The sequence below is a fragment of the Pedobacter sp. Leaf250 genome (genome assembly GCF_920984735.1).
Lineage (GTDB): Bacteria > Bacteroidota > Bacteroidia > Sphingobacteriales > Sphingobacteriaceae > Pedobacter.
This window is the reverse complement of sequence record NZ_CAKLBU010000028.1, coordinates 1-24736: the sequence shown is the minus strand read 5'-3', so window position 1 is coordinate 24736 and position 24736 is coordinate 1. Positions and strand designations below refer to the sequence as shown.

The following is a 24736-nucleotide window of genomic DNA, read 5'->3' as shown; positions in this document are numbered from 1 at the left end:
AAAATGGCAATAAAACATATTAAAGGAAATATTTTTAATTCAAAGTGTCAAACCATTGTGAACACCGTAAATTGTGTTGGCGTAATGGGAAAAGGAATAGCATTTGTCCATAGACTTCGTTATCCTCAAATGTATGAGGAATATAAAGAGCATTGTAAAAACAAACTTATTAAAACAGGTTCATTGTGGCTTTACACCAAACAAGAAAATGCACCTTGGATTTTAAGCTTCCCGACAAAGTTTCATTGGAAATATCCAAGTAAAATAGAGTGGATTGAACAAGGTCTACAAAAATTTGTCGACACGTATGAAAAGAAAGGAATTAATTCCATTGCTTTTCCTCTACTTGGCACGCACAATGGTGGCTTAGATACAAACGAAGTTAGATGTCTGATGGAAGTATATTTAAACAAATGTTCAATTGATATTGAAATTTACGACTATGACCCAAATGTTCAAGACGATTTATTCGCTTCTTTCAAAGCAAAATGGTTGTCATTAGACGAAAAGACAATCAAAGTAGAAACAGGTATACAACCTCAATATGCAAAAAAAATATCAGAAATAATCCAAAGCGGTGAAACAAATTCAATAATTGCATTAGCAAATTATGACGGAATCGGAGAAAAGACATTAGAGAAAGCGTTTAACTATTTGCTAAACAATCCAAAATAATTCCTGTTTAATTGCTGACGCAACGTAAATATTAGCAGCCTTTAGAGTAATTTTCAAAAAGAATATCAGTTTATTATATCTAAGGTAGTTATTATTTCAATATTCAATTGAATTTATTTATTATTATATTTATCCTACTCAATTTGGTTTTCTAGTCAACCATAATCAAAGTTCAATAATTGATTTGAAATATTTCAAATTGATTTTTCTGCACTTCCAACAGATCTTTAACGGTATTGGAAAGCGTATCTCCTAAAAATTTAAAAGAGTTAGCAAGTTCTTCCCTGTCTAATTTGAATGACGCTTGATTTTCATCTCGCGTTTGAGACGCCTCATCTCTAATTGCAGGTTCAAGTTTTGAAAGTATCAAATCTGCTTTATAAAACTGTTCGAGAAGTGGTTGGTTATTTTGACTGTTTTTTTGATCAGCAGAAGAAATATAACAATAATTATAAGAGTAATCAATATTACTAGTAAGATTTCAATAAGCATGTTATAAACGAAAAGAGGTTAATTATATTCAATTAAAAATAATTTAAATTTTTGTTATTTTCTATTCTGATATTTCAAAATCGACAAATTATTTTCAAAAGATCACTTATTAAGGCGTTTGTTCTGGTAATGCCAGCAAATTATCATTCCAGACATTATCAGCATAAGTTCTTAAAAAAGGTGAACGTCCATCATTTGGATTAACCACACCTACATTTGAACGATTACCATTTTCCAGCACATAAAAAGTGTTTGTTTTATTGTTGATGCTCTCAATAATATCTTCTCTGCTCCAGTACCAAGTCGGCGGGTTTCCAGCATGGGTAATATGTTCATGCGCACATTGACGATTTTTTTTAGTGATGTGAGTGATTCTGCAATCTGCCATAATATTCTTGTTTAATTTATTCCAAAAATATTATTCACTATTAATATTAATTTACGGAAAACCGTAAAAATGATTTTATAAATTTTAGCATCCGGATTTACTGTGACCGATAAATTCTTCTATAAATTTTCTTAAATTGTATTTATCTATGCTTTTTGGAATATACCTGCATTACGGGATCACCCGAAGAGGATTTAATAGAAGAGGGTCGAATGGTTTACAGCCTTTCTCTAGTTATGAAAAAACGGTTGCTATACGGATCAGTTTGAGTACTTTGTAAACTGCTGGCTTATTATAAGTAATAAAATTCTTCTTGCTATATTTCATCAAGTTCTATATGATGGTAGATTGTAAAATAGGCTAATTTAAGAATCATTTTTGTGGATGTTGCTAAATCCATTGTTTTAGCGGGCTTCCCCCGACCCATATCCCCATGCCTACTTTGTAGGCCAAGCATTCCATAATTATTGGCGGTTCCAGTAAATGCATTGATGTTATTTATAGTAACTTCGCTTTTCTCAAGTATGTAGGCTATTCTTTGCTCTCTTTTCTCCTTGGTCAATTTCTTATCTTCAACCAACGGAAACTTTGCTTTGGTTTCTATCGTATCCAATAAAGCATGTAGAGATATAAAACTGTGCTTTTGGCTAGCCAATAGAAGTAGTGAGTTAACAAAACGATCATATTTTGAAAGATAGATGGCGTATTTAACAAAATCTTCTCTTCTGTAATCTATTGCTTTACTACGATCAAAGAGTTCAGCTTGGCTGTATGGATTTATTGGGATAATATCTTCAGGATTAACAATCTGGACACGTTTTTCTTTCTCCCAATCTATCAACCAATCCAATGTAATATCCAGTGAACTTCCTTTTTCATGCGTAGCTATATTAAAGCTACCACCTATCAACATCGCAAGGTATTTGCTTTTGGCGAAAACTTCTAAAGCAGTATCCGTGTCAGTTGGGAAATATGGTATAAAAATTAGGTCTGTTGGATCTTCTGATTTATGGTCGTGCTGAAAATTAAAATCATCGTAAGCAGTATTGTTTAATGCTAGCGCAATTTGTCTATTACCTGCTGGGGTAAAATAATATTTAGACATACGAAATTTAGATTAATAGTAATCTTATAACAAAGGTAGTATTTTCAAATTTTAACACCGAAACCTAGTGAGTGATCACCACGATCGTAATTTAAATAATACTTCACGCAATAAAAAAGCCCAAAAAATAATATTTTTTGGGCTTCAATCATTAACCTCTTGGTGGATACGGATCATTACCATAACTATTACGATCCCTAATCTGTCCATTTGGTCGGTGGATAACTACCTCTGATTGGTTATTAATTGCATGCTCTCTTGCAATCTGAATTGCCTCTCTCTGTGTAGAAGCTATTTGGGTAACCCTTTGGTTGCCCTCCTCCTTAGCGGCCCATTCGCCATTGTGCGGAACCACATGATAATTCTTTTTCATAACTTTAAAGTTGTATATATTAAATAATTCAAACAATATTACAACTATATAGTTATATTACATATCTTTGTTGAAAACTTTAAGAGTGTGAATAACTAACAATATAAAACATAAATAATTTTCCGATATACTAGGCTAATGCAACTTTAAAGTTTAATTTTACAAAAAAACTCACCCTTGGCTACTATTGATGACGTAAAAAACTTTCTCAGAGACTTTAAAACGAAGGCACAGATTTTCGATATTTTCTTCCGTGATGCCAGACAGAAAAACACCCAAGCCCTATTAGATCTGGAGCTTACACCACTGAAAAGACGTGAAATAGTTGATGCAATAGTCGCCATAGATTATTCGGAAGGCCCAATTGACGATGACCTTAATGGCATTGCCAGTTTATGGGTTTTTGGAAGAACGCATAAAAACCAAGAAATATACATTAAGATATCTATGGGAACTAAAGATAACCCTGCCATTTGCATTTCTTTTCATTTGGCAGAGTACCCCATGAGCTATCCATTAAAATGATGATTATGACCAGCCCATTCAACAACAAACCAATGCTCCGCAAGCATAAAGAAGTTGATTTCAAATTCAGGAAAGAAGAGTTTCGGATTTGGTACCACTATTTTGAATGCACCAAAACCCAAGAGGCATTTACCAATACCGAACTGGATGAGATTAACATGAACCAAGTGTATAATCAATACAGGGAAAAGTATGGCATTCCCTTTCCTGAGGAGATTACAAGTATTAGGGAAAAGTATGGCATCTCCGCATCCAAGATATCCGAAATATTAGGACTGGGAACAAACACATACCGTTTATATGAAAATGGCGAAATGCCATCGGTTTCTAATGGAAGATTGATATCAACCATTGAAAAGCCGGTTTCTTTCCTATCACAGGTAGAGGCCAGCATCCACTTTCTGAGTGATAAGGAAATCAATAAGCTTACCAATCACGTTAAAAAAATTCAAGAGCAGGAAACCAGGGAGTGGTGGGAAACCATGTTTGAGGAAAAAATATTCCATGACCATAAGCCATCTGAATACAATGGCTACAAAAGTCCTGATCTTTTAAAGATAGCCAAGGTAATCTCCTACTTTTCAAATGAACTAGATACCTACAAGACTAAGGTTAACAAGTTGCTTTTCTATTGTGATTTTCTGATGTACAAAAGAACGGCACATTCTATGACTGGTATTACCTATAAAGCTATCCCCTATGGACCTGTGCCAGCTGAATACGATAAAATGTACATCAAACTATGTGACGATGAAAGAATAAATATTACACAGATAGCATTTAAAGATGGTAATTATGGCGAAAAAATAGTTGGAAAGGAAGATGACATGGATGATTTCAGTACTATGGAACTAGAAGTTCTTTCAAGTGTACTTAAGCATTTCAAAAAAAGTACCACCAAAGAAGTAGTTGATATTAGCCATGAAGAACCTGCCTGGATCGAAAACGAACCTACAAGAGAATTGATCAGTTACCAGAAATATGCATTTGATCTAAAAGCATTTTAGTAAAAGGCATTACTCTATATTATTCAAGGTGAAGTCGTGGCATCAATATTTTATAATAATAAATGAAATTCACGGTTTTAATGTTTGCCGACAAAAAAATAAGTGTAATCTATAATGACATTTTTACGATTATATATCTGCTTTTTTTCTTCACCACTAAAATATATTTTTACTTCGAGAGCGTTAATTTAGATAGCAGGAATATTCGAGATGATGAATGAAAGACTGAAATTCCAACAATTTTCCTAATTCACAAAACAACTTATGCAAATTAGCTACTTCCCCGGGCTTTGCTTTTACTTAACGCTACTTATCGTAATTCTTTAGGTTCTTTTCTAAAAATTCATTATTTTTGTATATTGCGATTGCAGCTAAAAACGTACAAATTTAATGGTGAGCGATTCGGTGAGTAGAATTTCAAACCGCGAAAAATACTCTTTAAACGTTGATTTTTGCTTGAGGTGCAAATCCCAGCGGGATCACAGAAAGACGCAAGAAATTGCGTCTTTTTTGGTTTAATAATATTTAGACCAAGATAGCTTTTCGAAGATAAATCAATCAAATACAACTTAATTCAATCTGTATGGTGGTGAATTCACTGGCCATATTATGAATTAAATTTGTTGGCCACCATTAGGCTCACCTCCTATCGAATCAGTTTTTAGCATAAGCCGTTTTGCCGGATCCGTCCGGGAAATAACATGTTTTACTTTAAATGGATTGAAAATGAAAAGCAATCAGGTCATGAACATATTGTTCTGGCACAAAAAATCAAAAGCCGGTAAGGACGGCTACGCAACGGTGGTCTGTAGGATTACCATCGACGGGATGGAAAAGGAATTCTCTACATCCAAAAAAGTTCATACCGATCACTGGGATCTGGTTACCAAACGGGCATCTGGTGGTAGGGATCACAAAGCTGTCAACCTCGCACTGAGTGATGTGGAGTCGGATCTTGAAACCCACTTTAAGGTTCTCCGGATGTAACATGGCTTTGTTACACCACAAATGGTTAGGAATGCCTACAAAAATGCACCCTTACACCTGGAAAAAATTGGCAAAAGAACAACTGTTGAGGAAATACCGACGCTTCTGGAGCTAAGTGAATATCACCTGGCTGAATTTGCCGAACTAGCGGCAATTGGCCAGCATTCAAAAGCAACGCTTAGGCAATGGAGGTCTTCTCAGAGGAAGCTTAAAGAATTTATTTCTTTTGAATTTAAATGTAGCGATCTGCTCCTGTCCGAAATTGAATTTTCGTTTGCGCAAAAGCTTTTCCGGTACCTCACGATCAAAAGGTTAAAAAAATTAAAGGCCGCCGCCGCAAATAAGCAGATCAAGAATGCGAAGAAACTGTTAAATTTAGCTGAAGCCAATGGCTGGTTACTGAAAAACCCTATAGAAAAGTACCGTTGTAAAGGCGATGAAGCGGAGATCCCGCCATTGGAAATGGAGGAAGTTGGTGCGATCTGGAAAAAAAAGATTGACATTTTACGCTTGGACAAGGTCAGGGATGCTTTCGTTTTCCAATGTTTTACAGGTTTTGCCTATCAGGACATCTATGCCCTGACACCGCAGCATATCAAAAAACACGGTGTTGAACGGGAACGATGGTTGGTTAATAAGGAAAGAGGAAAGACAAAGGTGACTGAGATGGTACCGGTGCTCCCCATAGTGGATGAAATCATTGATAAATATAAAGATGATCCCTATTGCCGTTTTAAAAATAGCCTCTTACCGGTAAATAGCAATGCGAAATACAATACCTACTTGAAGGAACTTGCCGATATTTGTGGTATTGGAAGAGAGCTGAATACCCACCTTGCATGCCATACTTTTGCAGACATCATGCTCAACGTCCTGGAATTCCCATTGGAAGATGTGAGCAAAATGCTCGGACATAAAAGTATAAGAACTACCCAGCGTTATGCCAGAGTCAAAAAGCGCCGCATAGGAAATCGGATGAACGCGGTCAAAGGATTGCTATTCCAAGCAGATGGACAGTTAAAAGACTTTTAACCTATCAATTGTGAAAATAATTATGTATTTGCCAAGCATCTGAATTGCCTGATCGTGGCACTATTCGTGTTCAATCTATTATAGCGGTATATCGCCGCTAACGAACAGTTCTATTAAAATTGATCAAATGGAAAATTTAGCGTTACTGGCCCACTTCGAGGCTAAACCCGGTAAAGAACAACAAGTTGCTGACTTCCTTGCAAGCGCTTTGCCTTTGGCGGAAGCGGAATCCGGTACTATTCGCTGGTATGCATTGCAGCTCGGACCTTCCACCTTTGGTATATTCGATACATTTACCGATGATGCCGGTCGAGATGCGCACTTAAACGGTGAGATCGCTAAAGCACTGATGGCTAGCGCCGATGAACTACTTGTTTCGACGCCAGTGATTGACAAAGTAAAAATACTTGCCTTTAAGTGATCTCTAACAAAAGCTGGCAGTGACCGCAGGTCGGCATTCGGCACAGGCCGACCGCTATCACTTGCCTGCTGAATATGATCTGATCGGATTATGTGGATAATCTCAAATATTACCCGATCCAACCACATAAGATATCGTTGTGATCAATTGCCGATATCAATAGATATTTGGTTTCCAGTTCAGGCCTGCAATTAAAATTAGTTTAATAGGGATCTTATGTACAATCATCGAACAACTGACAGGCTTGAATATTTTAGCGATGCTGTTTTAGCTATTGCTGCAACATTACTCGCCACAGAATTGCCTAAACCGGAAGCCGGAACAGATCTGCTGGGAGAGATATTGAAAAACTGGCCTCATTATGCTGCGTTCGCCGCGTCTTTCCTGTTTATATGCGTTGCCTGATCCAACCATCACAACATGTTTATTTATATAAAAAAGACAGACCAGTACCTGCTCATATTACATATCTTGTTTTTAATGTTTGTCACACTCCAGTCTTTCACTACAGGATTATTGGCACTCCATGTAGGCAAACCAGACGAAAGAACGGCGGCATTGATCTATCATACTATATTGGTGTTGATGACAGTACTTTATAACTGCGTATGGTGGTATGCCACCAGAAAGAAAGGTCTTTTGGAAGAAAATACAGACCCGGCACTTGTCAAACTGCTGACAAGAGAGTATGCGATCGCCCCTGTGCTACACTTAGCTGCCTTAATTATTTCTTTTTGGAACGTGGCTTTTAGTATTATTCCCATAGTATTACTCTACATCTATTTTGCGCTGCCTCGGTTCAGCGAAAAGAAGATAAGGGAGAGGAATGAGTCGATTCAAGGTTAGCTAACCTATAAGAATCTGTAGAACAAAGGCCAGCAAACAGCTAAATTACACATTAGTGGTATGATTAATGTTGCTAGTAAATAGTGATCAGGATTCGTTTTCTGATGACTGAAGGTGTATGTTTTTCATGAAAAAAAAACCGACAATAATCGTGCTGCGATTGTGGAATGAAAGTTTTGTCATCATGCTTTGGATTCTCTATATGAGTTAGGTTTTTTTAAGAAGATATAAAAAAAGCATAATATGATCTTGGAAGACCGATGAAGCGTAAATTTTCACGCCAGTGTTATAATACACTAATTTTTCTTACAAATTGTGACGGTGGCGGTTTTAATATTAAAAATCTGTGTATTTAAGGATATATAATTTGAAGATCTTTTGCTTCAAAAAATTTAGAAACCCAATTATTAATCCTCCTTTATCTTATTTCGATGGTTTTTACCCCAGTCAATCATTTCAGCAATCATATTGCTTAGCGTATCGCAATAGCTAGTAGTCGTGCACTCCACACGGGGTGGAGAGGTGTCGTATACTTTGCGTAGTACAAGCTTATTTTGTTCCAGTTCTTTAAGCTCTTTAGATAATGCTTTGGTGGTAATACCGCCAGTACTCCGTTGTATATCTCGAAAGCGGGTATTCCCCTGGTGGACAGCAACCAGTATAGGCAGTTTCCACTTCCCGTTTATTACATACAGCGTATCCTGCAAATGTCGTATCTGCTGGTCAATGGCTGCTTTACCCTCTTGTATATCTGGCATCCTTTAGGTAACTGGTATGTTTTATAAACCAACGGCTCCGTAAATTTACAAAAAAAAAATGAACGAACAGATATGAACAATAAACCATTGATACTAATAGCCGGTGCCACCGGAACACAGGGTGGTGCAGTTATAGAGGCATTATTAGCTAAACACATTGCTGTCAGGGCAATAGTAAGGGATAAAAATAGTGAAGCGGCAAAGGCATTGGCAGCAAAGAATGTAGAAATAGCCGAAGCTACTTTCGACGACCTGAAAACTCTAACTCAGGCGGCCAAAGGCGCCACAGGAGTATTTTCTGTACAAATGGGAACACACCCAGGCAATAAAGGTCAAGAAACCCTGCATGCCAATAATCTAATTGCAGCAGCAAAGGCGGCAGGGATAGAGCAGATCGTACATACTTCGGTTGCGCGTGCCGGAGAACACGAAAACTTTGCCGGCTGGGAAGAAGGCAGATGGGAGCCGCTATACTGGGAAGAAAAAGCCGCAGCAATTGATGCTGTTAAAACCGCAGGATTTACGTACTGGACAGTCATCAAACCGCCTTTTATTATGGTGAACGTACTTCCACCTATGGATGAAGTGACGTTTCCTACTCTTAGAGAGGGTAAAATACTCACTCCAATCGCACCGGACACAAAAATAGATTGGGTATCTCCTAATGATATTGGGCGTTTCGCAGCTGAAACTTTTGCGCAGCCCGAGAAATTTAATAAAAAAGAGTTTGCCATAACCGGTGATAACCTTACTATGACACAAGTTGCTGATGTACTGTCTTCGGTTGTTGGCAAACGATTTGAAGCCATCAGCCAAACTGAGGAAGAAGCTGCTAACAGTGGGTTGTTTAAATATGGCATCGATTCCTATCTCTGGCAAAATGTAGAAGGTTATAAAGTAGACCCGCAGGAATTTGCAGAATTTGGCATTCAGCCTGAATCACTCAAAACCTTCCTAGAGCATCATAAAGCGCAACTTTAAAAAAAAATATAGTGAATTAAAATAAACTGCGACAAATGCAGTAGCAAATTACAGATTGTCGCACTAAAGGCGCGACAATCAATACCGTTTTGTTTCATTCACTTTTACTGGTGAAGTTATATGCAGCAATTATCACATTATAGTAAGGCCTGACGCCCTAGAATGAAGTGCTAAATACAAAGATAAATTCCCTTAGTGATCAGATGCCTTTCACTGTACATAGACTATTAGGAAACATGCGAATAGCAATCCGGCTTCATGCTTTCCCTCCGGTCTTTGCTCATTCAATACATAATCAGGTACGGAACCCTGTTATTTAGGTACTGTTCAGACTTTAAGAAAAAAAAAGAGGATCTGCCTATCTCGTCAACATCGTTAAACTACGTGTCCTGCCCAGCCTCGATTTGCCTCCTCTTTTATGAAATCAAAGATATGAGCCCGGGCAGAAGGCAACGGCAAAATCATCGAGGATCAGTTTTTTATTTTATGGTATCGATATAGATAGAGTGAGCAATGTAATTGATAAATTTACCGCATGACGCTCGAAACCGAAGACAAGGCAACAAGGATTGCCAAAGAACTGAAATCCATTATAAGCCAATTTAGCTACAGGAGCTTTATTGCCCATATGGCGCATCTTTCCACCGCCCACCATAGACAGGGTACCGGAGTAATAAAATTACGTTCTCCTATCCGTCAACTGATGTATCTGGTGAGCCTATATCATGCTACTCCCCAAAGAGGGACAAAAAGATATTCTGCAATCGGTACAGATGAGCGCCGGATCATCAAACTATTGAATGAGATTGAGCGGGAATATGGCTACGCACCAACTAACGCACAGAGCAAATTAAGCAAAGAAGACGTAGATAAAATCATTGTCACCAAGAGCACCTTTTTAAATTATTATCTTAACGCTCCCCTTTCTTTCTTTGAACAGGATATCGAACGCATAACCAGAACGTTCAGGCATCTAGAACCTTTTATCTTTCAGGAAACCGGATTCAAGATCCAGGATTTCATCGACTTCTTTCAGCTATTGACCCGTTTGGAGAAAAAATACATGGAATTATATGCAAACAATGATTTCGATGGCAATCCGACTATTGCGGCTCTGAACCGGGGAAGACCAGCAAAACAGTTATCGATCGATGAAAAACTCCATCTGCTGGATTTGGGAGAAAACAGGATTTACAAGATGGGGATTCCATTTTCCGATATATACAGTGAAATCGATAAAGAAAAGGCGGAACAATTGCTTGCACATTTTACACTGCTCGGCAAGGAAGACGCCGATTATCTCTATTATACGGATGATTGCCCATATCTCGACCGGCCTATTTTGCTGATGGACGGGGATCATATTGTGATGCTCTATTCCAAGCAGTTGATCAATGCGATATACAACTTTCTTTATCGGATTTGCAATGTTCCGGAAGCGCCCGGCAGAAAGATATCTGAACGGCGGGACGAGTTTTTGGAGGAAAAAACGCGTGAGGTTTTCCAGGATTTTTTTGGCAGTGAAGCTAAAGTCTACACCAGCTATTATTGCAATGGTAATGAAAAAGACCGATTGATATTATGCAACAGACAGGTATTTGTTATAGAATGCAAGGCTCACAAATATCATGAGCCTCTACGGGATACTGAACGTGCTTACCAGCGCATCAAAAGTGATTTCAAGAAAATAATCGGCAAAGGTTTCTCGCAGGCTATCGAAGTTGAAGATGTGCTTTTGGATGACAAGCCCTTTGACATATGTGGAAAAAATAAAAAGGCCACTGAGACCATACAACCAGAAGATTTTGATGAGATTTTTACGATTGTAGTAACCCAGGAAAGATTTGGGCAGATTCAGTGCAACCTTGGTCATCTGTTAAACATCGACGATGACCGTAATTACCCCTGGTCAGTATCAATTGATGATCTTGAAAGCTTCTTGATTACCCTGAAGCGGAAGGATGATTACGTAGCAGAATTTGGAAGGTTTCTTTTAGCGAGGGAAAAACTCCATGGGCGGCTCTACTGCTATGATGAACTCGAGCTTTGTGCATATTTCCTTTTCGACCGGGACAAATTCGTAAAAGACTGCGCTAAGAAAGCTCCATTTTTTTCAAGCCCTGATATGAACAAATGTTTTGATCTCCTGTATAGGGTTGGATTTGGTTTTAAAAATGAACAGAACTTTGATGATAAAGAAAATCGGTATGACTTAGAAGCTCATCATTTCACTCGATATCACAAACTAAAGCCTGTAAAAAAAACAGAGGTATAAGCTATCTAATATTTTGAACTGGATCAGGTAAAATAACATATTGAACAGGTCAAAAGCCATGAACAAGATGACCGAGAAAATTCCGACCGCAAGTGCGGCAAATATAGACGGTTTTATTACATTTGTTCTGAGAGCGTTAATTTAGATACGGGGGTAACGGTGAAAACTGTTCCCCCGTTTTATTTAGATATTTTTTACTTTCTCAGGCACCATGTGGTCATTGACCGCAGGTTCTGCACATTGGTTGTTTTGATCGGCTCATGCAATGTGGCTCCAAGTTTTGACGTAAACCTCAGCAGCATTTCCTGATTGACCAAAAAGCGTTCAGATTCATCTGGCAGAATATACCTTCCATTGCCAATTGAACGCACCAGGTTTTCAATACCGATATCCGATGCCAAACGGCAGAACAGATAGCCACCTGGACGTATTACCCTCCATATGGAGTTTAACATTTCCTCGAAATGCTGCACATTGTTTGCAATTGTATCTTTTTTGTCTTTTTTATTTATGAATCCGATTTAGCTGCAAAAACGTCCGCGTGAAAGCTTATTGTTAGGATGCTCCGTAGTTCAAATACCTATGAAAATAGGGATAATACGCTGATGGTACAGCGCCTGATCTGATGAAGGAAATAACAAAAGGCACTATCCGCGCCACTTGTAGCACAGTCCCGCCTCCAACCACAACATTCCATCACGGTTAGAAGCAAAAAAGCACCTTTCGGGCGGAGCTGATAGGCCGCAAGCGTGTGGTGGGAAATCACTTGACAACTATCCGACATACAGAAAGATTACAAAATTTTGCCCTGGCTTTCATCAATACCGCGTGAGCGGTTGCAGCCGCATCCTCCTGAAGTGTGATACAGAAGCAGACGCTGGTCTTTTAGGCGCACGCCAAAAAAATAGAAAACAAGTATATAGCTACCCCAACGACTTGCTGCACAGTCCAGCGGTGCCACACAACATCGGCTATCTGGTAAATGCAAAAAATGACTCAGCTTTTAACAGTAAGTGAGCAGGGTAAGAAACATTAGCCAAACGTCACACCTTTTGGTTCCATTCAAAATATGCCTTGAAAAATGGCTAGTCTCAGGGTATATTTGCAATAAACAAAATATTAATTGACGCTCAAAATGATCATTCCCGTTTTCGAAAATATCCTTACCGCTACACTAAGCGAACTTTCCGCCGCAAAAAAATCGATCAAAATTGTAATGGCCTGGTTTACCGACCCGGACCTGTTTGAAAAGCTGATTGAAATGAGTAATAAAGCCGTTGATATTGACCTTGTGCTCTTAGACCATGCCAGCAATAAAAATAACATCATGGTTCCAACCAGCCACAAGCCCTATGGCCTGTTCAAACTCGAACTAGACCGACTCAGGGAGACTGGGGCTAACATCGTCCTGATTGATGCGCATCTTGAATTTTACCTGCACAGTAAATTCTGTATCATCGATAGCCAGACTGTGATTACAGGATCTTATAATTGGACTTATTCCGCCAGAACCCATATTGAAAATATCGTGATCATCCGTGATGGAAAAATAGCTAAGGCTTATGATAACGAATTCCAACGCATCAGTACACGAAAACTGCAAATCCTTAAGCCCAAAGCACTTCCTAGATGCAAAACCTGTGATGGGTTTGCAGTGACTGTTAGGATTTATGATTATTTCGATAGTAACCAATCATACGATGAGGTTAAAGACATACTTTTTTGCCTCAACGAACCCTTGGAGCACCTGGAAGAAATTGATGACCTGCAGGATTGGAGCTTTACACTAGGCGAGGTGCAGGAGCAGGTCAACTATGCAATCGAATTAGAGCAAGGCATGACCCCGGGGCTGGAGATCAGCCCAAAGCAACGCATGAGGCGATTTGGTGATGCACTGAGTGAATTCCTAGGCAGCCGCAATGACCTTAATTTTGATAACGCGCAGAATGCTGTACTGATCCTGGCAAAAAGGACTGCTGATGAGGAGAAGGATTGCGAATTCCCAAAAATTGAAATTATCTGGCACAATGACCTGGTCGGCGATTTTGCCGAAGTGTTTGAATACTGCTCAGAGGACCTGATGGAACAACTTTACGGTTAAGACCCGGCCCCCTAAGCCTTCATGGATTTGTAGTATTTGTATTTTTTGCTTAACTTGCATTGCAGCAAAGTGCTGGCAAGATCGATAAATTAAAACCAAAAAAAATGAAAACACTAAGTTTCATCATCGTGAGGGCCACACAGGAAAAAGGCTACATCCTTCCAGAAGATCTGGAATTTGGAGAATCACTGGTTCAGCATGCTGACAGAACCCAAATCTACACTGACGCAGAGCTTGAGTATGATGACCGGATGAACGACCGGCACGGGTTTATCTAAATTTGATTCAAAAATCGGTATAGGGCCAGCGCAGGACGCAGGCCTTTTTTTTGCCTTTATCTTTTGATATCATTTGCAAATGACGAATATGTGGTCAAACAAATCGCACAAACTAAGGCTCCTATTTAAAAGATCGGTCTTCGAAATTGATCAAAAAACATTAAAGAAAAATATATAAGGGCCTTTCTTATTCCATTCGAGGATGACATGTCACTGCATGGCTAAACAACATTCACTCAGGGATAAAAGCAAAAAAAAAAGCACTTTTCGTACGTAGCTTTTAGCCCGCAAAAGCGAAAAAAACAGCGTCAAACCGCCCATCCCTAAAGAGATACTTTAGCCCTAAAAAATTCAGCTGTCTCCGGATCAACACAATAGATATAACATCCTTTCATACCCCTGGTCATCAGCGTCCGGTAGGTATTCTTGATAATTAAGTCCAAAAGTTTTCCGCCCTCAATCGGGTCTTGTTTGAGTAACTTTTTATAGCCACGTACAGAACTGTCATTTTTCGACCGTTTGTAAGGATTGGTAATTACTTTACCATCCCTTACCACTAAGTCCTCTCCTATGATTACACCAATATAATCTACTTCCAGGCCCTGACAGGTATGGATACAGCCAACCTCATTCACCGATTCCGGTTTGATGATCCAAAGACTGCCATCTGTCTTCAGGTTCCATTTCATTCCAAAATTATGTTCGGCGATAACTACATCATTTACTGCCGGATTTTTATCACTCTTCCAGTCCCAGCAATAACCGGCCACCATCCTCGCTTTATTGTTTACCTCGTTTTTCTCCTGAATTGCTGTCCTTAACTCATTAGGGGAATCAAAGACCTTAAACTCATAATTGGTAGCTGCCAAAGTTTCATTTGCTGTTTCCCTCACTTGTAACGTATTGTCCAGCCAGGCGATATATGCATCCGATCCTGAACAACGGAACTGTGAACTCAGCTCCATCTCCTGAACATTTGCACCGACCAACGATGCCCAGTGCCTAATCTCATTTACCGAACCGATATCTTTCAGGTGTATCCGCTGATCCTCATCCAAAAAGAAAACGGAAGACTGGGCGGCATCAATGATTTCCTTAACCTGGTTTAGCCCATCGGTACCATACAGACCGGATTTTTCATTCAGGCGGTGAGCCTCATCCACAACGAGTACATCGAACTGTTTACTCTTTGTATTGATAAATGCACCGGAACCACCAAACAGATTGGAAATCACCGTTTTTTTGATGGTGCCTGTAAGCTTGCTTTCATAAACTGCTCTTGGTGCAGCGTTTTTGGACACATATTTGGCAAGCAAACCTCTGTTGGTCAATTCCACAAGAAGATTTATGGCAACGACTGACTTTCCGGTACCAGGACCACCCTTTACGATCAATATTTCTTTCCGGTTGATATTTGCTTTGGCAGATACCTGAAGCGCAGTTTCGTAGATCACCTTCTGGTCATCGATCATGATGAACTCGGTATTACCGTTTAACATGCCTACCATACTATCGGAAAGCATTTTAGACGGCCTTATCCTACCCCGATCTATCCTGTACATGATTTTACAGTCATCCCCGTATTTGACAAATTGTTTAATGAAATCACGGAGCTTAACTGCCTCCCCTTTCAAAAACATAGGTGCTTTTTCTATGTGTTTTTTATAATTGCGATGGGAGATCACATCATCCGCCACATAATTGTGCAAATATGCACACGGCCTTAACTCAATTCCGTCCTGCTCTACCGTTTCGTTAAAACTCTCCAGTAACGCTGCATATGACCAAGCCTGATAAGACGGGTAGGTACATTCCCGCACCTTACCTCCTACAAATGAGTTGACCACTGCATCTTTATCAGACAAAGTAGCCTCGGACCATTGCTTGAGCTCAACTATTACCGCATATTCTTTATCCTGCTCGCCTTTCCCTGTTAAAATAAAATCAATTCTGTTCGAGGTCTGCGGTATCTGGAACTCAATGGATATTCCGCAATCATCCGGAATTGACGGATCATTCAACACCCGGTCCATATAATGCATGGAGTTCTTCCAGGAGCGTATTTCCGGATTTCCAGTTGAGCGGTTTAAATTCTGTTTGAAATAAGTATGGATTTTGTTTTCAATCTGATCATTGAGGACATCGTCACTGAAGCCAGCTTTTGTAGCCTGGTATACAATCATAAAAGAGCGTTTAAAGTTCGTTGTATTTCTTGGCCGAACCTTTGGATTTAGCAATAGGATATTTTTCTGCGTTCTTTTTTATCTTACCTGCAACAATCTGGTTGATGTCCAGGTCATATTTTTCAGCAAGCAATATGGCATAGGCAAAAACGTCTGCTAATTCGTCTTTTATTTTTTCCTTGTCTGCCTCATCAGCTTTTTTCCAGAGAAATAATTCATTCAGTTCTGCCGCTTCAATAGACAGCGCAAGGGCCAGATCTTTAGGGTTATGAAACTGTTCCCAGTCCCGTTCGTTTCTAAATTCAATTAATGCTCGCTGAAGATCTTTCCAATTTTCCATGATAAAAGCCAAAATATTGTTGAAAAATAAGGAAAAACTGCAGTCAAAAGAAACAATTTATCGTTGGCGGGTATTTTAAATATTAAAATGGGCAGTCGTCCTTTTAGCTTTGGCATTCATCAACCGTTTTACTTTTAGCTTAACCGGTGATAATAACATATCCGGTTGAATGGAATATTAGCAGTACTTTAATCAGCAAATTTCTTCTAGATCAACTCAGTTACTAAAAAAAAGCAACAGATCAAGAGCAGGAACTTTGGAAACAATACGTATCTTATCCCAACAATACTTAATTATGCCACTTATAGATTCTTACAGGAGAAATGTCAACAAATTTAGGGAGGATATAGCCTCCTTAATCAAGAAAAAGGCCTTGGAGGGTAAAAATCTTTCCTCGATCTCCTCACGAATCCAAGCAAGCAGAAAGACTTTGTTATCAACAAAGAACCTGTCCACAATAAAAAGTAAAAATTCAGAAATCTCCCGGTATAGCGATCAATATGCCAAGTCGGAAAAGAAGATAGCGGATATCGATGCGAAAATCAGCAAAATTGAGTTGAACCTCGCAAGAGAACTGGCAAAGTTATCAAAAGAGGAAATCAGCGAGCAGAATAAAAGGTCAAAACAGAATGCTCAGATACAGCAAGCACATCAACTAAACCTGAACACGTTACAAAATACCGTTAATGTCCACGGCTTGAAACTACGCGAATTATCCAATCTCCCAAAAAAAATAACGGTATTATTTTTTGCTTCTAATCCTGTAGACCAAGGCCAATTATTCTTGGATGAGGAAATCAGGGAAATACAGAAAAATATTTTATCATCGAAACACCGTGATTCTGTGAAACTGGAATCCTGCTGGGCAGTGCGCCCAGTGGACATACTTCAAGGTTTAAATGAATTTCAGCCAGTGATTGTACATTTTAGCGGGCACGGAACCCAGGAAGATGAACTGGTTTTAATGGACAACCAACACCAAAGCAAAACCGTATCCATTGATGCAATTGTCCAGACCATGCACGCCTCGACCGACAGTATCAGGCTGGTATTTTTTAATACCTGCCATTCCCATAGACAGGCAGAAAAAGTAGTTGATCAAATTGAAGTAGCCATAGGAATGACGACATCCATCAGCGACAATGCGGCCAGGATATTTGCTGCGCAGTTTTACGGATCGATCGGATATGGCAATTCGGTTAAAAAATCCTTTGAACAAGCTAGGGCCTCGTTGATGTTAGAAGGGATCCCCGAAGAAAACACCCCAAAACTGTATATCAAAAACGGATTAAATGCTGAAAATATTTTTATAGTAAAACCCTGATCATAATAGACAACAGAAACCTGATGAAACTATCGATATAACTTATTTCTTTTTGACCATTTTTTTCTGCCTGGCAAATTCTCTGCTCATTTTGTCGATTTCCTTTTGCAGGAATGAAAAATGGGCATTTAGCTGCCTCTTAATTGATGGTGAATCAAGGCCACATCTTTCAACCCCCGAAGCATTTTTGTAACTGTTTTTAGCTGCATTCATCGCATAGGTAATAAAGTTCCTTTCCCCGGAATGCGAATATCTTTCATACAACTGCTTTTTCGAAATCACCGCTTTTACCGATTTTTTGCCATAAGCCATCATCATGGTCTTTAATACCCTACCCTTGACTTTCCGGAAATACCTGGAAAGGCTTCCCGGACGGATATAGGTGTTGCTGCCATTAAATTCAAAACCCAGATATTGAAGGTTTTTATAAAGCCGTTGCTCGTCACTACCAGGCTTAATGACCGCTTTCGCACCGATATCGAATGAGCGAACCTTTCCTTTGGAATTTGGTCTAAACTCTACTATCTCGGTTTTCTTTTTTTGTATCGTTAACTTATATCGGACACTAATCTCTTCTATAACCTGTTCGATAAGATCCTGGGCATGTTCCGATCTGCAGATGATCAACAAATCATCGCAGTATCTCATGTATTGGAAATCCATGTACCTGCCTCTGTTATGGAGCCATTCATCGAAATTAACAAGGTAAATATTTGAAAGCACAGAACTCATCGGTGATCCCTGGGGTATACCCCGGTATGATTTGTTTCCATGGGCATCTGTTTTGGGTTTGTTTCTGACAACAAGCTGCCTTTTCCTTAAAAGTTCAAATTTGTCGTTGTATGTTTTCCCAGCCAGAGTAGATGGAATAACATTCAGCAGTGTTCTTACATCCTCTTCTTTTTTGAGGTCTATCTTGAAATGCTTGAGCAAACTCGATTTATTGATATAAGAATAATTGGTCAGTGAACGGAATATCTTGTATTGATCTGCCGGTAGTTCTTTCAGGCTGATTACAGATGCCCACTTATCCTTAAGTTCAGTATGATCTATATTATCAAAATACCCTGTGATGTCCAATGCAATCGCCGTACACTTTCCGTACTTCCCAACCATCATGGATACTGAATCAAATGCCCGTTTCGCAAACTGGATATTGCAATCACCATTCAGATCCGACCTATACGCCAATATACTACTGTCAAAACCCTTGCGTTTAATGTAATCTTGATACTTTTTATTCAGCGCATAGGCATAAAATCCATATAGGTAGGAATCAAAATGGGAGGCAAAGGATATCGGCCGGATCTTCGTTTCCAGGTCATAGACCCCGTCCTCTTCATCGTATTTATATCTTGGCGTTTTTGTCAGGATTTTCAGCAACGGGACAAACGAATGTTTAGCGACACGCAGTAGCTTTGGGTCGCTTACCAGGTGCTGTATTAGTTGGTTCTTTTCAGCAAAATCAAAGATGTGGTCGAAATGCTTATAGGTCTTGGGTTTGTTTTCCCTGAGCACTTTATCGGAATACTCTTTCCAGATTTCTTCTGAGTATAATTGAGCGTAATTCATCTGTTTTAATGGGACATTGATCAGAAAGATTCATCAGTTTTAACTTTCTGACCAATGCACAATGTATGTCATTGCTTGGTAAACGACTGCCTTAGATCGTTCAGGGACTTGCACCCCTGCCTACCTTAATCCGCCCATGGCCAATCATCCATAACAAATGTGGCACTACACATCTACCGGACAGTTCCGGCAGACCTATTTGAGATTACCGGCAGGTAACTGATACCTGCTTCTGTTGCCTCAAAACCTCTCTCCATATGTTTCGACTTTGATCGGGTTTTCTGGATTTCTCCAGTAAGGTCTCTTTAAACTTTATAAACAATGTTATGGAAACACTCAACACCGTTCTACAGATTCTCATGTGTTCAGTACTCATATCCGTTAGGATGGAGCCTGATACTGCTATAAGGATTATAGAAGTGCAGAAATATTTGGAAAATTCCCAGATATTTGGTATATTAAACTGTTAACCCCCTAGACATTTCTAAAGGCGAAATCACTCTTTCAAGTTTTATGCCATTATTTTATTTGTATTTCTCACTGGACAAGATGGCAGTTATTCATATAAGTGACACCATTATTTCATCAAAAAGAGAACTGTGGCAGATTGCGTCCTAATAAAATCATACCTAAGCTGATTAAACATGACACTAGCTCATTTACTTAAACCAGATTCATTTAGCTAATCATGTCATGAAATAGATTTTTCGTAAAGTCAGTTAATCATCAGCGCGTGAGCGGTTGCAGCGGCATCCTTTGGAACAAAAGATATAGCGTAAGACGCAGCCCTTTAGGGGCACGCCCAAAAAGAAAAAAAGTCTTTTAAAAAGAATTTCTAAATGAAAATCTGCAAATGATCGGCCTGTTTTCTTCCCCTAACATTAACAGGGTGTTTTTCATTGGTTCAAGATCTGGTTAGGTGGATCAATGTGATCTACAGTACAAATCTGCGGCGAAGAAATCGGGAATTTTCCGACAAATGTCGGTAAATGAAAAAAGTTGGTGTTGAAATTTAAGTAACGCACTGCTCTTTAAATATGCTCTAGCACCGTCTTTAATGACAAAATAAAAAAACACAAATAAAAGTTGTCAAATAGACAACTTTTATTTATGTTTGTACCGGCAATCCTAGGTTTGGGAAGCTAGTGATGCTAATTCGAATGTTGCCATTTGCAGCATTCGTTAAACTTATAGCGGTAAATCAGACGAATGGTCGTCTGAAGCCTTTGTATTTTTACTTCTAAATTTTTTGAATCATGTTTAATAGGCCTTCAATTAAACCTAAAGCTATTCCAAATGAGGATAATTTATTTAAAGAAGTTACAAGACTTCTCAAGAACACACGTCGATTCAATTAAAAGCATATCTGTTTTTAAAAGCATCGTAGAAAACGCTGATTGGAATACGCCGTTAGAAATAATGAAAAGCTTTCCAAAAGCCAAAGTACTTAACGGCCGAAGGGCCAGATTTAAAATTGTCGGAAACAAATACCGCATTATAGTTGAGGTGGATTTCATAGACAAAACAGTTGAAATAAGATTTGTCGGCACACATGCCGAATATGACAAAGTTGATGCATTAACGATATAGTTTGTATTCAAAAGTCAATTAAGGAATTATGAGTAAAACAACCCAGTGGTTTTTACTGGAGAATGAGCAGGAATATGATCTTGCCACGTCTCGATATGAAGAGGTAAAGTATGCCCCAAAGGATTCTCCAGAACACAGGGAGAAAATGCTTTTGGTACACCTTATTTCCGAATATGAAAACAAGCAATGGGCTTTACCAGCTGTAGACCCCATTGAAACAATCAGAATCAGGATGGAAGAGTTTGGGCTAAAACCTGCCGACCTGGCCAGGAAGTATGGAGATAAAGGCAACCTAAGCAAGGTTCTGAACTACGAAAGGGCATTATCACTCAAAATGATCAGGCAGTTCAGTGCCACCCTACACATTCCTACCAATTTGTTAATTCAGGAATATGCGCTAAAAGCCTAATCTTCACGAAATCATTTTCTGTTTATTAAATCGCAGGAGGTCGATGCCTGCCCCCACCACTTGTAGCACGATCCTTCGGCAACCCACAACATCCCCTCACGGATAGAAGCAAAAAAAAGCACCTTTCGGGCAAAGCCGATAGGCCACTAAAGTGTGGTGGGGAAAACAGCAGCATATCGCACACCGCATTCCACTTGTACCACAGTCCTGCGTCAAGCCACAACATCCCATCACGGATAGAAGCAAATCACTTTTCGGGCGAAGCCGATAGGGCAAAAAGCGTGGCGGGAAAACACCAACAACCTCCACCATCCCTTCCACTTGCAACACAATCCTGCGGCAACCCACTACATCCCCTTACGGGTAGAAGCAAATCACCTTTCGGGCGTAGCCGTTAAGGCGTAAAAGTGTGGTGGGAAATCACTTAATAACACCCAGCAAAAAATAAGATTTTGCCATGGCATTTATCAATAGCGCGTGAGCGGGTGCAGCGGCATCATAAGCTCTTTTAGTTAAAATAATTATATCTCTTCGATTGAAGATTTAAAACTTTTTTAAAATTTCGTTCTTTTCACGCTCGCTCGCTAACAATCTTTCATACAACTCAACAATTTTTTCTATTGGATTAAAATTATTTTGAATTGAATTATCATGAAAGTTATTTATATTATTAAAAATAGTTTCTTCAGTGAAATGCTTAATTCCTTCGGCGGTCACACCAAGAGCCTTTGCAACCTTATCTAAGGTCGAATCTTCAATATCTTCACTCTGCTCAAGCTTACTGATAGCCTGTTGGCTGATGCCTAATTCATTAGCAAGCGCTTCTTGTTTCATCCCGCGTAATTCACGTATACGAGAGATTTTACGCCCTAAATGCATTCGAGTGTTTTTTTCAGATGTTTCCATACCCAAATATATCGATTTTTTTCGAGCGTTAAAAACAACTAAGTTTTTGTATTTAACAACCCGCTCGTGGTTCGGTACGATCGAACAGATATGGAGATTTGGAATAAATTCAAAATCATATAGTTATGAAAACAAAACATGTATTACAAACGGTTAGGACAGATTGCATCATTGAGCTCTGTAGATTGCTTATAGAGAAATTCAAGCCAATTTATATTTATTGCTTTTGCAAGCTGACTCAAACAGCAACAAAATCGGGATGTTTTGGTTCCACTTATTCTTCAACTGAGCACCACTACTTTTTGTTAATGGTTATGGCGAGTAAAACAAGAAACGAGCATGAGGCACAGGATTTTTGCAATACCAAATTTTTCTGCGGTAAAATAACTATGCTTTCCCACGGCATGGAAACCATTCAATACTGCATCAAAAAGAATAATCGCTTTTTCATTTCCATATTAAATGCGGCTCAGCACCTTTACAGTTCAAATGGAATCTTAAATGAAACTTCAAGTATCGCTTTTGATTCTTCACAGAATTCAGAGAAAGCAAGCAAACATTATGCACACAGAATTAAACTCGCTGCCGGTTTTTTGGAAGGTGCATCGGATTGCTACAGTAATGAGCATTATGCGGTATGTCTGTTTATGACCCACCAGGTTATAGAACAATGCACGATAGCACTAATTCGTGTATACCTCGCCTACCGATCTGACATTCATCATTTAGGTCGGCAGCTTGATTTGTGTAGCAGCTTTTCACCATTACCTTACGAAATGCTTAAGGCAACGGAGGCAGATCGCAGATTATTTGAAATCTTGTTAAAGAGCTACTCGCAGGCCAGGTATAATGACAAATTTAGCGTCCAGCAGGACGATGCAGATAAATTATTATCCAAAGCCTATGCTTTTGAAAAGCTAACCAGAAAATTGTGCGAAAACAAAATATCAGAATTTGAAAGGGCAGGAAATATGACAATGGAAAATAAAATATGTTTCGAATAATTCGATTTAAGAATGTAGAAGACATGTACAGGATCAACTTGTCATCTATATTCAACTTTTACCCGTTTACCCTCACTATGTATTCAGCATGGCAAACGTTTTGCAATTGAGCTTATCTAGCTAATAGTCAAATAATTAAATTCAATATAATTCTTGTGAGAAATAATTTAAACAGACAAAAGAAAAATAGGATTATACTACTTGATGATGAGGAGATAGTAGTGCCGATCAAACCGATAACAGCATTCTTTGATGCGGCATGGTTACCTGATCAACTTAAGATGTTGAAAAAATAGCGCAATGACGTTTCATTTGAGGCTAATCATCCGCTTAAAAGCAGCCCATCCGACAGACTTTATGATTATGAACTTACTATGAAACTCATTGAAGCTGCCTGGTTAATTCGAAAGAAAACATTTGGAAGACTTGATATTGCTAGTGGAGAGATTGATATCATTGTAGCATGGTGTATTAAAGAAGAAAAGAAAGGAATGAGGGACTATCCAACTCACCTAAATGCAGATGAAATAATAAATCCTGTGAAAGTGTTAAGGAAAATTTTTAAAACCTTTAAACTCCGCCATTACCATGTTATTTTGAAAAACTGGCTTTATGATTCATTAAGTCAAAAATATATGGAGGATAGTCTATCGAAAGAAGAGATCATTGCTGTCTATGAAAACTTGGTTCGGTTGTTTGAAGCATTGTGGTTAATAAAGGAAAGGAATAAAGCAACTGCCTGACCCCGTCAATTATCTACGAGTAGTCAATCCAACAAAGGGTATTCGGAATAAGTAGTGACCACCAATCATTATCGGATATCTATTTACCTTTTAAAGCCTTTAAAAAGTAAATAATCCCTTTTATAAAAAAATATGATAATAAAATGCAGGCAAAGAATAAAAAAAAGAGAATAATTTCGGGTGTACCAAGAAAGGCTAAACTTAAAGTTGAGAACATATATGAAATGTTAATACTTTCAAACTTACATAAAAAGTGAGGAATTATAATCGCGTTCAATAAAAATTAAGACCACCTCATCGATCTTTATTAACTTTATAATGAACTAAAAAACAAAGTTGTTATGGAAAGATGTTGTGGTCTTGATGTACATAAAGATAGTGTTTTTATGTGCATTTTAACAGAAACAGGCGAAAAGATAGA

General features: G+C 38.7%; 25 protein-coding genes. 17 read left to right on the top strand and 8 right to left on the bottom strand.

Annotation, left to right across the window (positions count from 1 at the left end):
• Positions 1–3 precede the first annotated feature (3 nt).
• The gene (locus tag LUA91_RS19085; RefSeq protein ID WP_231427707.1) at positions 4–675 is read left to right on the top strand and encodes a macro domain-containing protein; all 672 of its coding nucleotides are present in this window, start codon (positions 4–6) and stop codon (positions 673–675) included.
• Between the two features lie 601 nt (positions 676–1276).
• On the opposite strand, the gene LUA91_RS19080 is transcribed toward LUA91_RS19085, so the two are convergent.
• The 3 genes from LUA91_RS19080 to LUA91_RS19070 all read right to left on the bottom strand — a co-directional run bounded on the left by LUA91_RS19080 (position 1277) and on the right by LUA91_RS19070 (position 3033).
• Entirely contained in the window at positions 1277–1555 is a 279-nt protein-coding gene (locus tag LUA91_RS19080; RefSeq protein ID WP_231427706.1) for a DUF3892 domain-containing protein, read from the bottom strand.
• 316 nt (positions 1556–1871) lie between these two features.
• Positions 1872–2660, bottom strand: coding sequence for a hypothetical protein (locus LUA91_RS19075; RefSeq protein WP_231427705.1), 789 nt, complete (start codon positions 2658–2660; stop codon positions 1872–1874).
• A gap of 151 nt (positions 2661–2811) precedes the next feature.
• Complete coding sequence (locus LUA91_RS19070; RefSeq protein WP_231427704.1) at positions 2812–3033, bottom strand: DUF2188 domain-containing protein; 222 nt, start codon at positions 3031–3033, stop codon at positions 2812–2814.
• 177 nt (positions 3034–3210) lie between these two features.
• On the opposite strand from LUA91_RS19070, the gene LUA91_RS19065 reads away from it, so the two are divergent.
• The 7 genes from LUA91_RS19065 (at position 3211) to LUA91_RS19040 (ending at position 7851) form a co-directional block, all read left to right on the top strand.
• Entirely contained in the window at positions 3211–3558 is a 348-nt protein-coding gene (locus LUA91_RS19065) for a hypothetical protein (RefSeq protein WP_231427703.1), read from the top strand.
• 5 nt (positions 3559–3563) lie between these two features.
• Positions 3564–4565 carry a type II TA system antitoxin MqsA family protein gene (locus LUA91_RS19060; protein WP_231427702.1) on the top strand — a complete coding sequence of 334 codons (1002 nt, stop codon included), beginning with the start codon at positions 3564–3566 and terminating at the stop codon, positions 4563–4565.
• 726 nt (positions 4566–5291) lie between these two features.
• A complete protein-coding gene (locus LUA91_RS19055; protein ID WP_231427701.1) occupies positions 5292–5552 on the top strand; it encodes an Arm DNA-binding domain-containing protein in 261 nt (86 codons plus the stop codon).
• 21 nt (positions 5553–5573) lie between these two features.
• Positions 5574–6584 (top strand): site-specific integrase, encoded by a 1011-nt coding sequence (locus tag LUA91_RS19050; RefSeq protein WP_231427700.1) that lies wholly within the window; start codon positions 5574–5576, stop codon positions 6582–6584.
• A gap of 127 nt (positions 6585–6711) precedes the next feature.
• On the top strand, positions 6712–7005 hold the full coding sequence (locus LUA91_RS19045) for a putative quinol monooxygenase (protein WP_231427699.1): 294 nt from the start codon (positions 6712–6714) through the stop codon (positions 7003–7005).
• A 216-nt stretch (positions 7006–7221) separates the two neighbouring features.
• Positions 7222–7410, top strand: coding sequence for a TMEM175 family protein (locus tag LUA91_RS20805; protein ID WP_370633678.1), 189 nt, complete (start codon positions 7222–7224; stop codon positions 7408–7410).
• A gap of 15 nt (positions 7411–7425) precedes the next feature.
• A complete protein-coding gene (locus LUA91_RS19040) occupies positions 7426–7851 on the top strand; it encodes a hypothetical protein (protein WP_231427698.1) in 426 nt (141 codons plus the stop codon).
• 407 nt (positions 7852–8258) lie between these two features.
• Here LUA91_RS19040 and LUA91_RS19035 read toward each other — a convergent pair whose 3' ends face one another.
• Entirely contained in the window at positions 8259–8609 is a 351-nt protein-coding gene (locus LUA91_RS19035) for a helix-turn-helix domain-containing protein (protein ID WP_231427697.1), read from the bottom strand.
• A gap of 72 nt (positions 8610–8681) precedes the next feature.
• Here LUA91_RS19035 and LUA91_RS19030 point away from each other — a divergent pair, with 72 nt between their 5' ends.
• From LUA91_RS19030 to LUA91_RS19015, 4 genes are all read left to right on the top strand, one after another.
• A complete protein-coding gene (locus tag LUA91_RS19030; RefSeq protein ID WP_231427696.1) occupies positions 8682–9590 on the top strand; it encodes an NmrA/HSCARG family protein in 909 nt (302 codons plus the stop codon).
• Between the two features lie 535 nt (positions 9591–10125).
• Entirely contained in the window at positions 10126–11865 is a 1740-nt protein-coding gene (locus tag LUA91_RS19025) for a hypothetical protein (RefSeq protein WP_231427695.1), read from the top strand.
• 1135 nt (positions 11866–13000) lie between these two features.
• Positions 13001–13966, top strand: coding sequence for a phospholipase D-like domain-containing protein (locus LUA91_RS19020; RefSeq protein WP_231427694.1), 966 nt, complete (start codon positions 13001–13003; stop codon positions 13964–13966).
• Between the two features lie 104 nt (positions 13967–14070).
• Positions 14071–14244 carry a hypothetical protein gene (locus tag LUA91_RS19015; protein ID WP_231427693.1) on the top strand — a complete coding sequence of 58 codons (174 nt, stop codon included), beginning with the start codon at positions 14071–14073 and terminating at the stop codon, positions 14242–14244.
• A 323-nt stretch (positions 14245–14567) separates the two neighbouring features.
• Here the strand turns inward: LUA91_RS19015 and LUA91_RS19010 are convergent, their stop codons facing one another.
• Together LUA91_RS19010 and LUA91_RS19005 are read right to left on the bottom strand one after the other, a co-directional pair.
• Entirely contained in the window at positions 14568–16427 is a 1860-nt protein-coding gene (locus LUA91_RS19010) for a DUF2075 domain-containing protein (protein WP_231427692.1), read from the bottom strand.
• Positions 16428–16437: 10 nt separating this feature from the next.
• Complete coding sequence (locus LUA91_RS19005) at positions 16438–16767, bottom strand: nucleotide pyrophosphohydrolase (RefSeq protein ID WP_231427691.1); 330 nt, start codon at positions 16765–16767, stop codon at positions 16438–16440.
• A gap of 295 nt (positions 16768–17062) precedes the next feature.
• Between LUA91_RS19005 and LUA91_RS19000 the strand changes: the two genes are divergently transcribed.
• Positions 17063–18091, top strand: a complete 1029-nt coding sequence (locus tag LUA91_RS19000; RefSeq protein ID WP_231427690.1) for a CHAT domain-containing protein — start codon at positions 17063–17065, stop codon at positions 18089–18091.
• Between the two features lie 42 nt (positions 18092–18133).
• Here the strand turns inward: LUA91_RS19000 and LUA91_RS18995 are convergent, their stop codons facing one another.
• Positions 18134–19663 carry a reverse transcriptase domain-containing protein gene (locus tag LUA91_RS18995; RefSeq protein ID WP_231427689.1) on the bottom strand — a complete coding sequence of 510 codons (1530 nt, stop codon included), beginning with the start codon at positions 19661–19663 and terminating at the stop codon, positions 18134–18136.
• Positions 19664–20959: 1296 nt separating this feature from the next.
• Between LUA91_RS18995 and LUA91_RS18990 the strand changes: the two genes are divergently transcribed.
• A complete protein-coding gene (locus LUA91_RS18990) occupies positions 20960–21253 on the top strand; it encodes a type II toxin-antitoxin system HigB family toxin (protein ID WP_231427688.1) in 294 nt (97 codons plus the stop codon).
• 28 nt (positions 21254–21281) lie between these two features.
• Positions 21282–21662, top strand: a complete 381-nt coding sequence (locus LUA91_RS18985; RefSeq protein WP_231427687.1) for a type II toxin-antitoxin system HigA family antitoxin — start codon at positions 21282–21284, stop codon at positions 21660–21662.
• A gap of 543 nt (positions 21663–22205) precedes the next feature.
• Here the strand turns inward: LUA91_RS18985 and LUA91_RS18980 are convergent.
• A complete protein-coding gene (locus tag LUA91_RS18980; RefSeq protein ID WP_231427686.1) occupies positions 22206–22568 on the bottom strand; it encodes a helix-turn-helix domain-containing protein in 363 nt (120 codons plus the stop codon).
• Positions 22569–22693: 125 nt separating this feature from the next.
• Between LUA91_RS18980 and LUA91_RS18975 the strand changes: the two genes are divergently transcribed.
• Entirely contained in the window at positions 22694–23572 is an 879-nt protein-coding gene (locus LUA91_RS18975; RefSeq protein ID WP_231427685.1) for a HEPN domain-containing protein, read from the top strand.
• A 374-nt stretch (positions 23573–23946) separates the two neighbouring features.
• On the top strand, positions 23947–24315 hold the full coding sequence (locus LUA91_RS18970) for a hypothetical protein (protein ID WP_231427684.1): 369 nt from the start codon (positions 23947–23949) through the stop codon (positions 24313–24315).
• Positions 24316–24736: the final 421 nt, after the last annotated feature.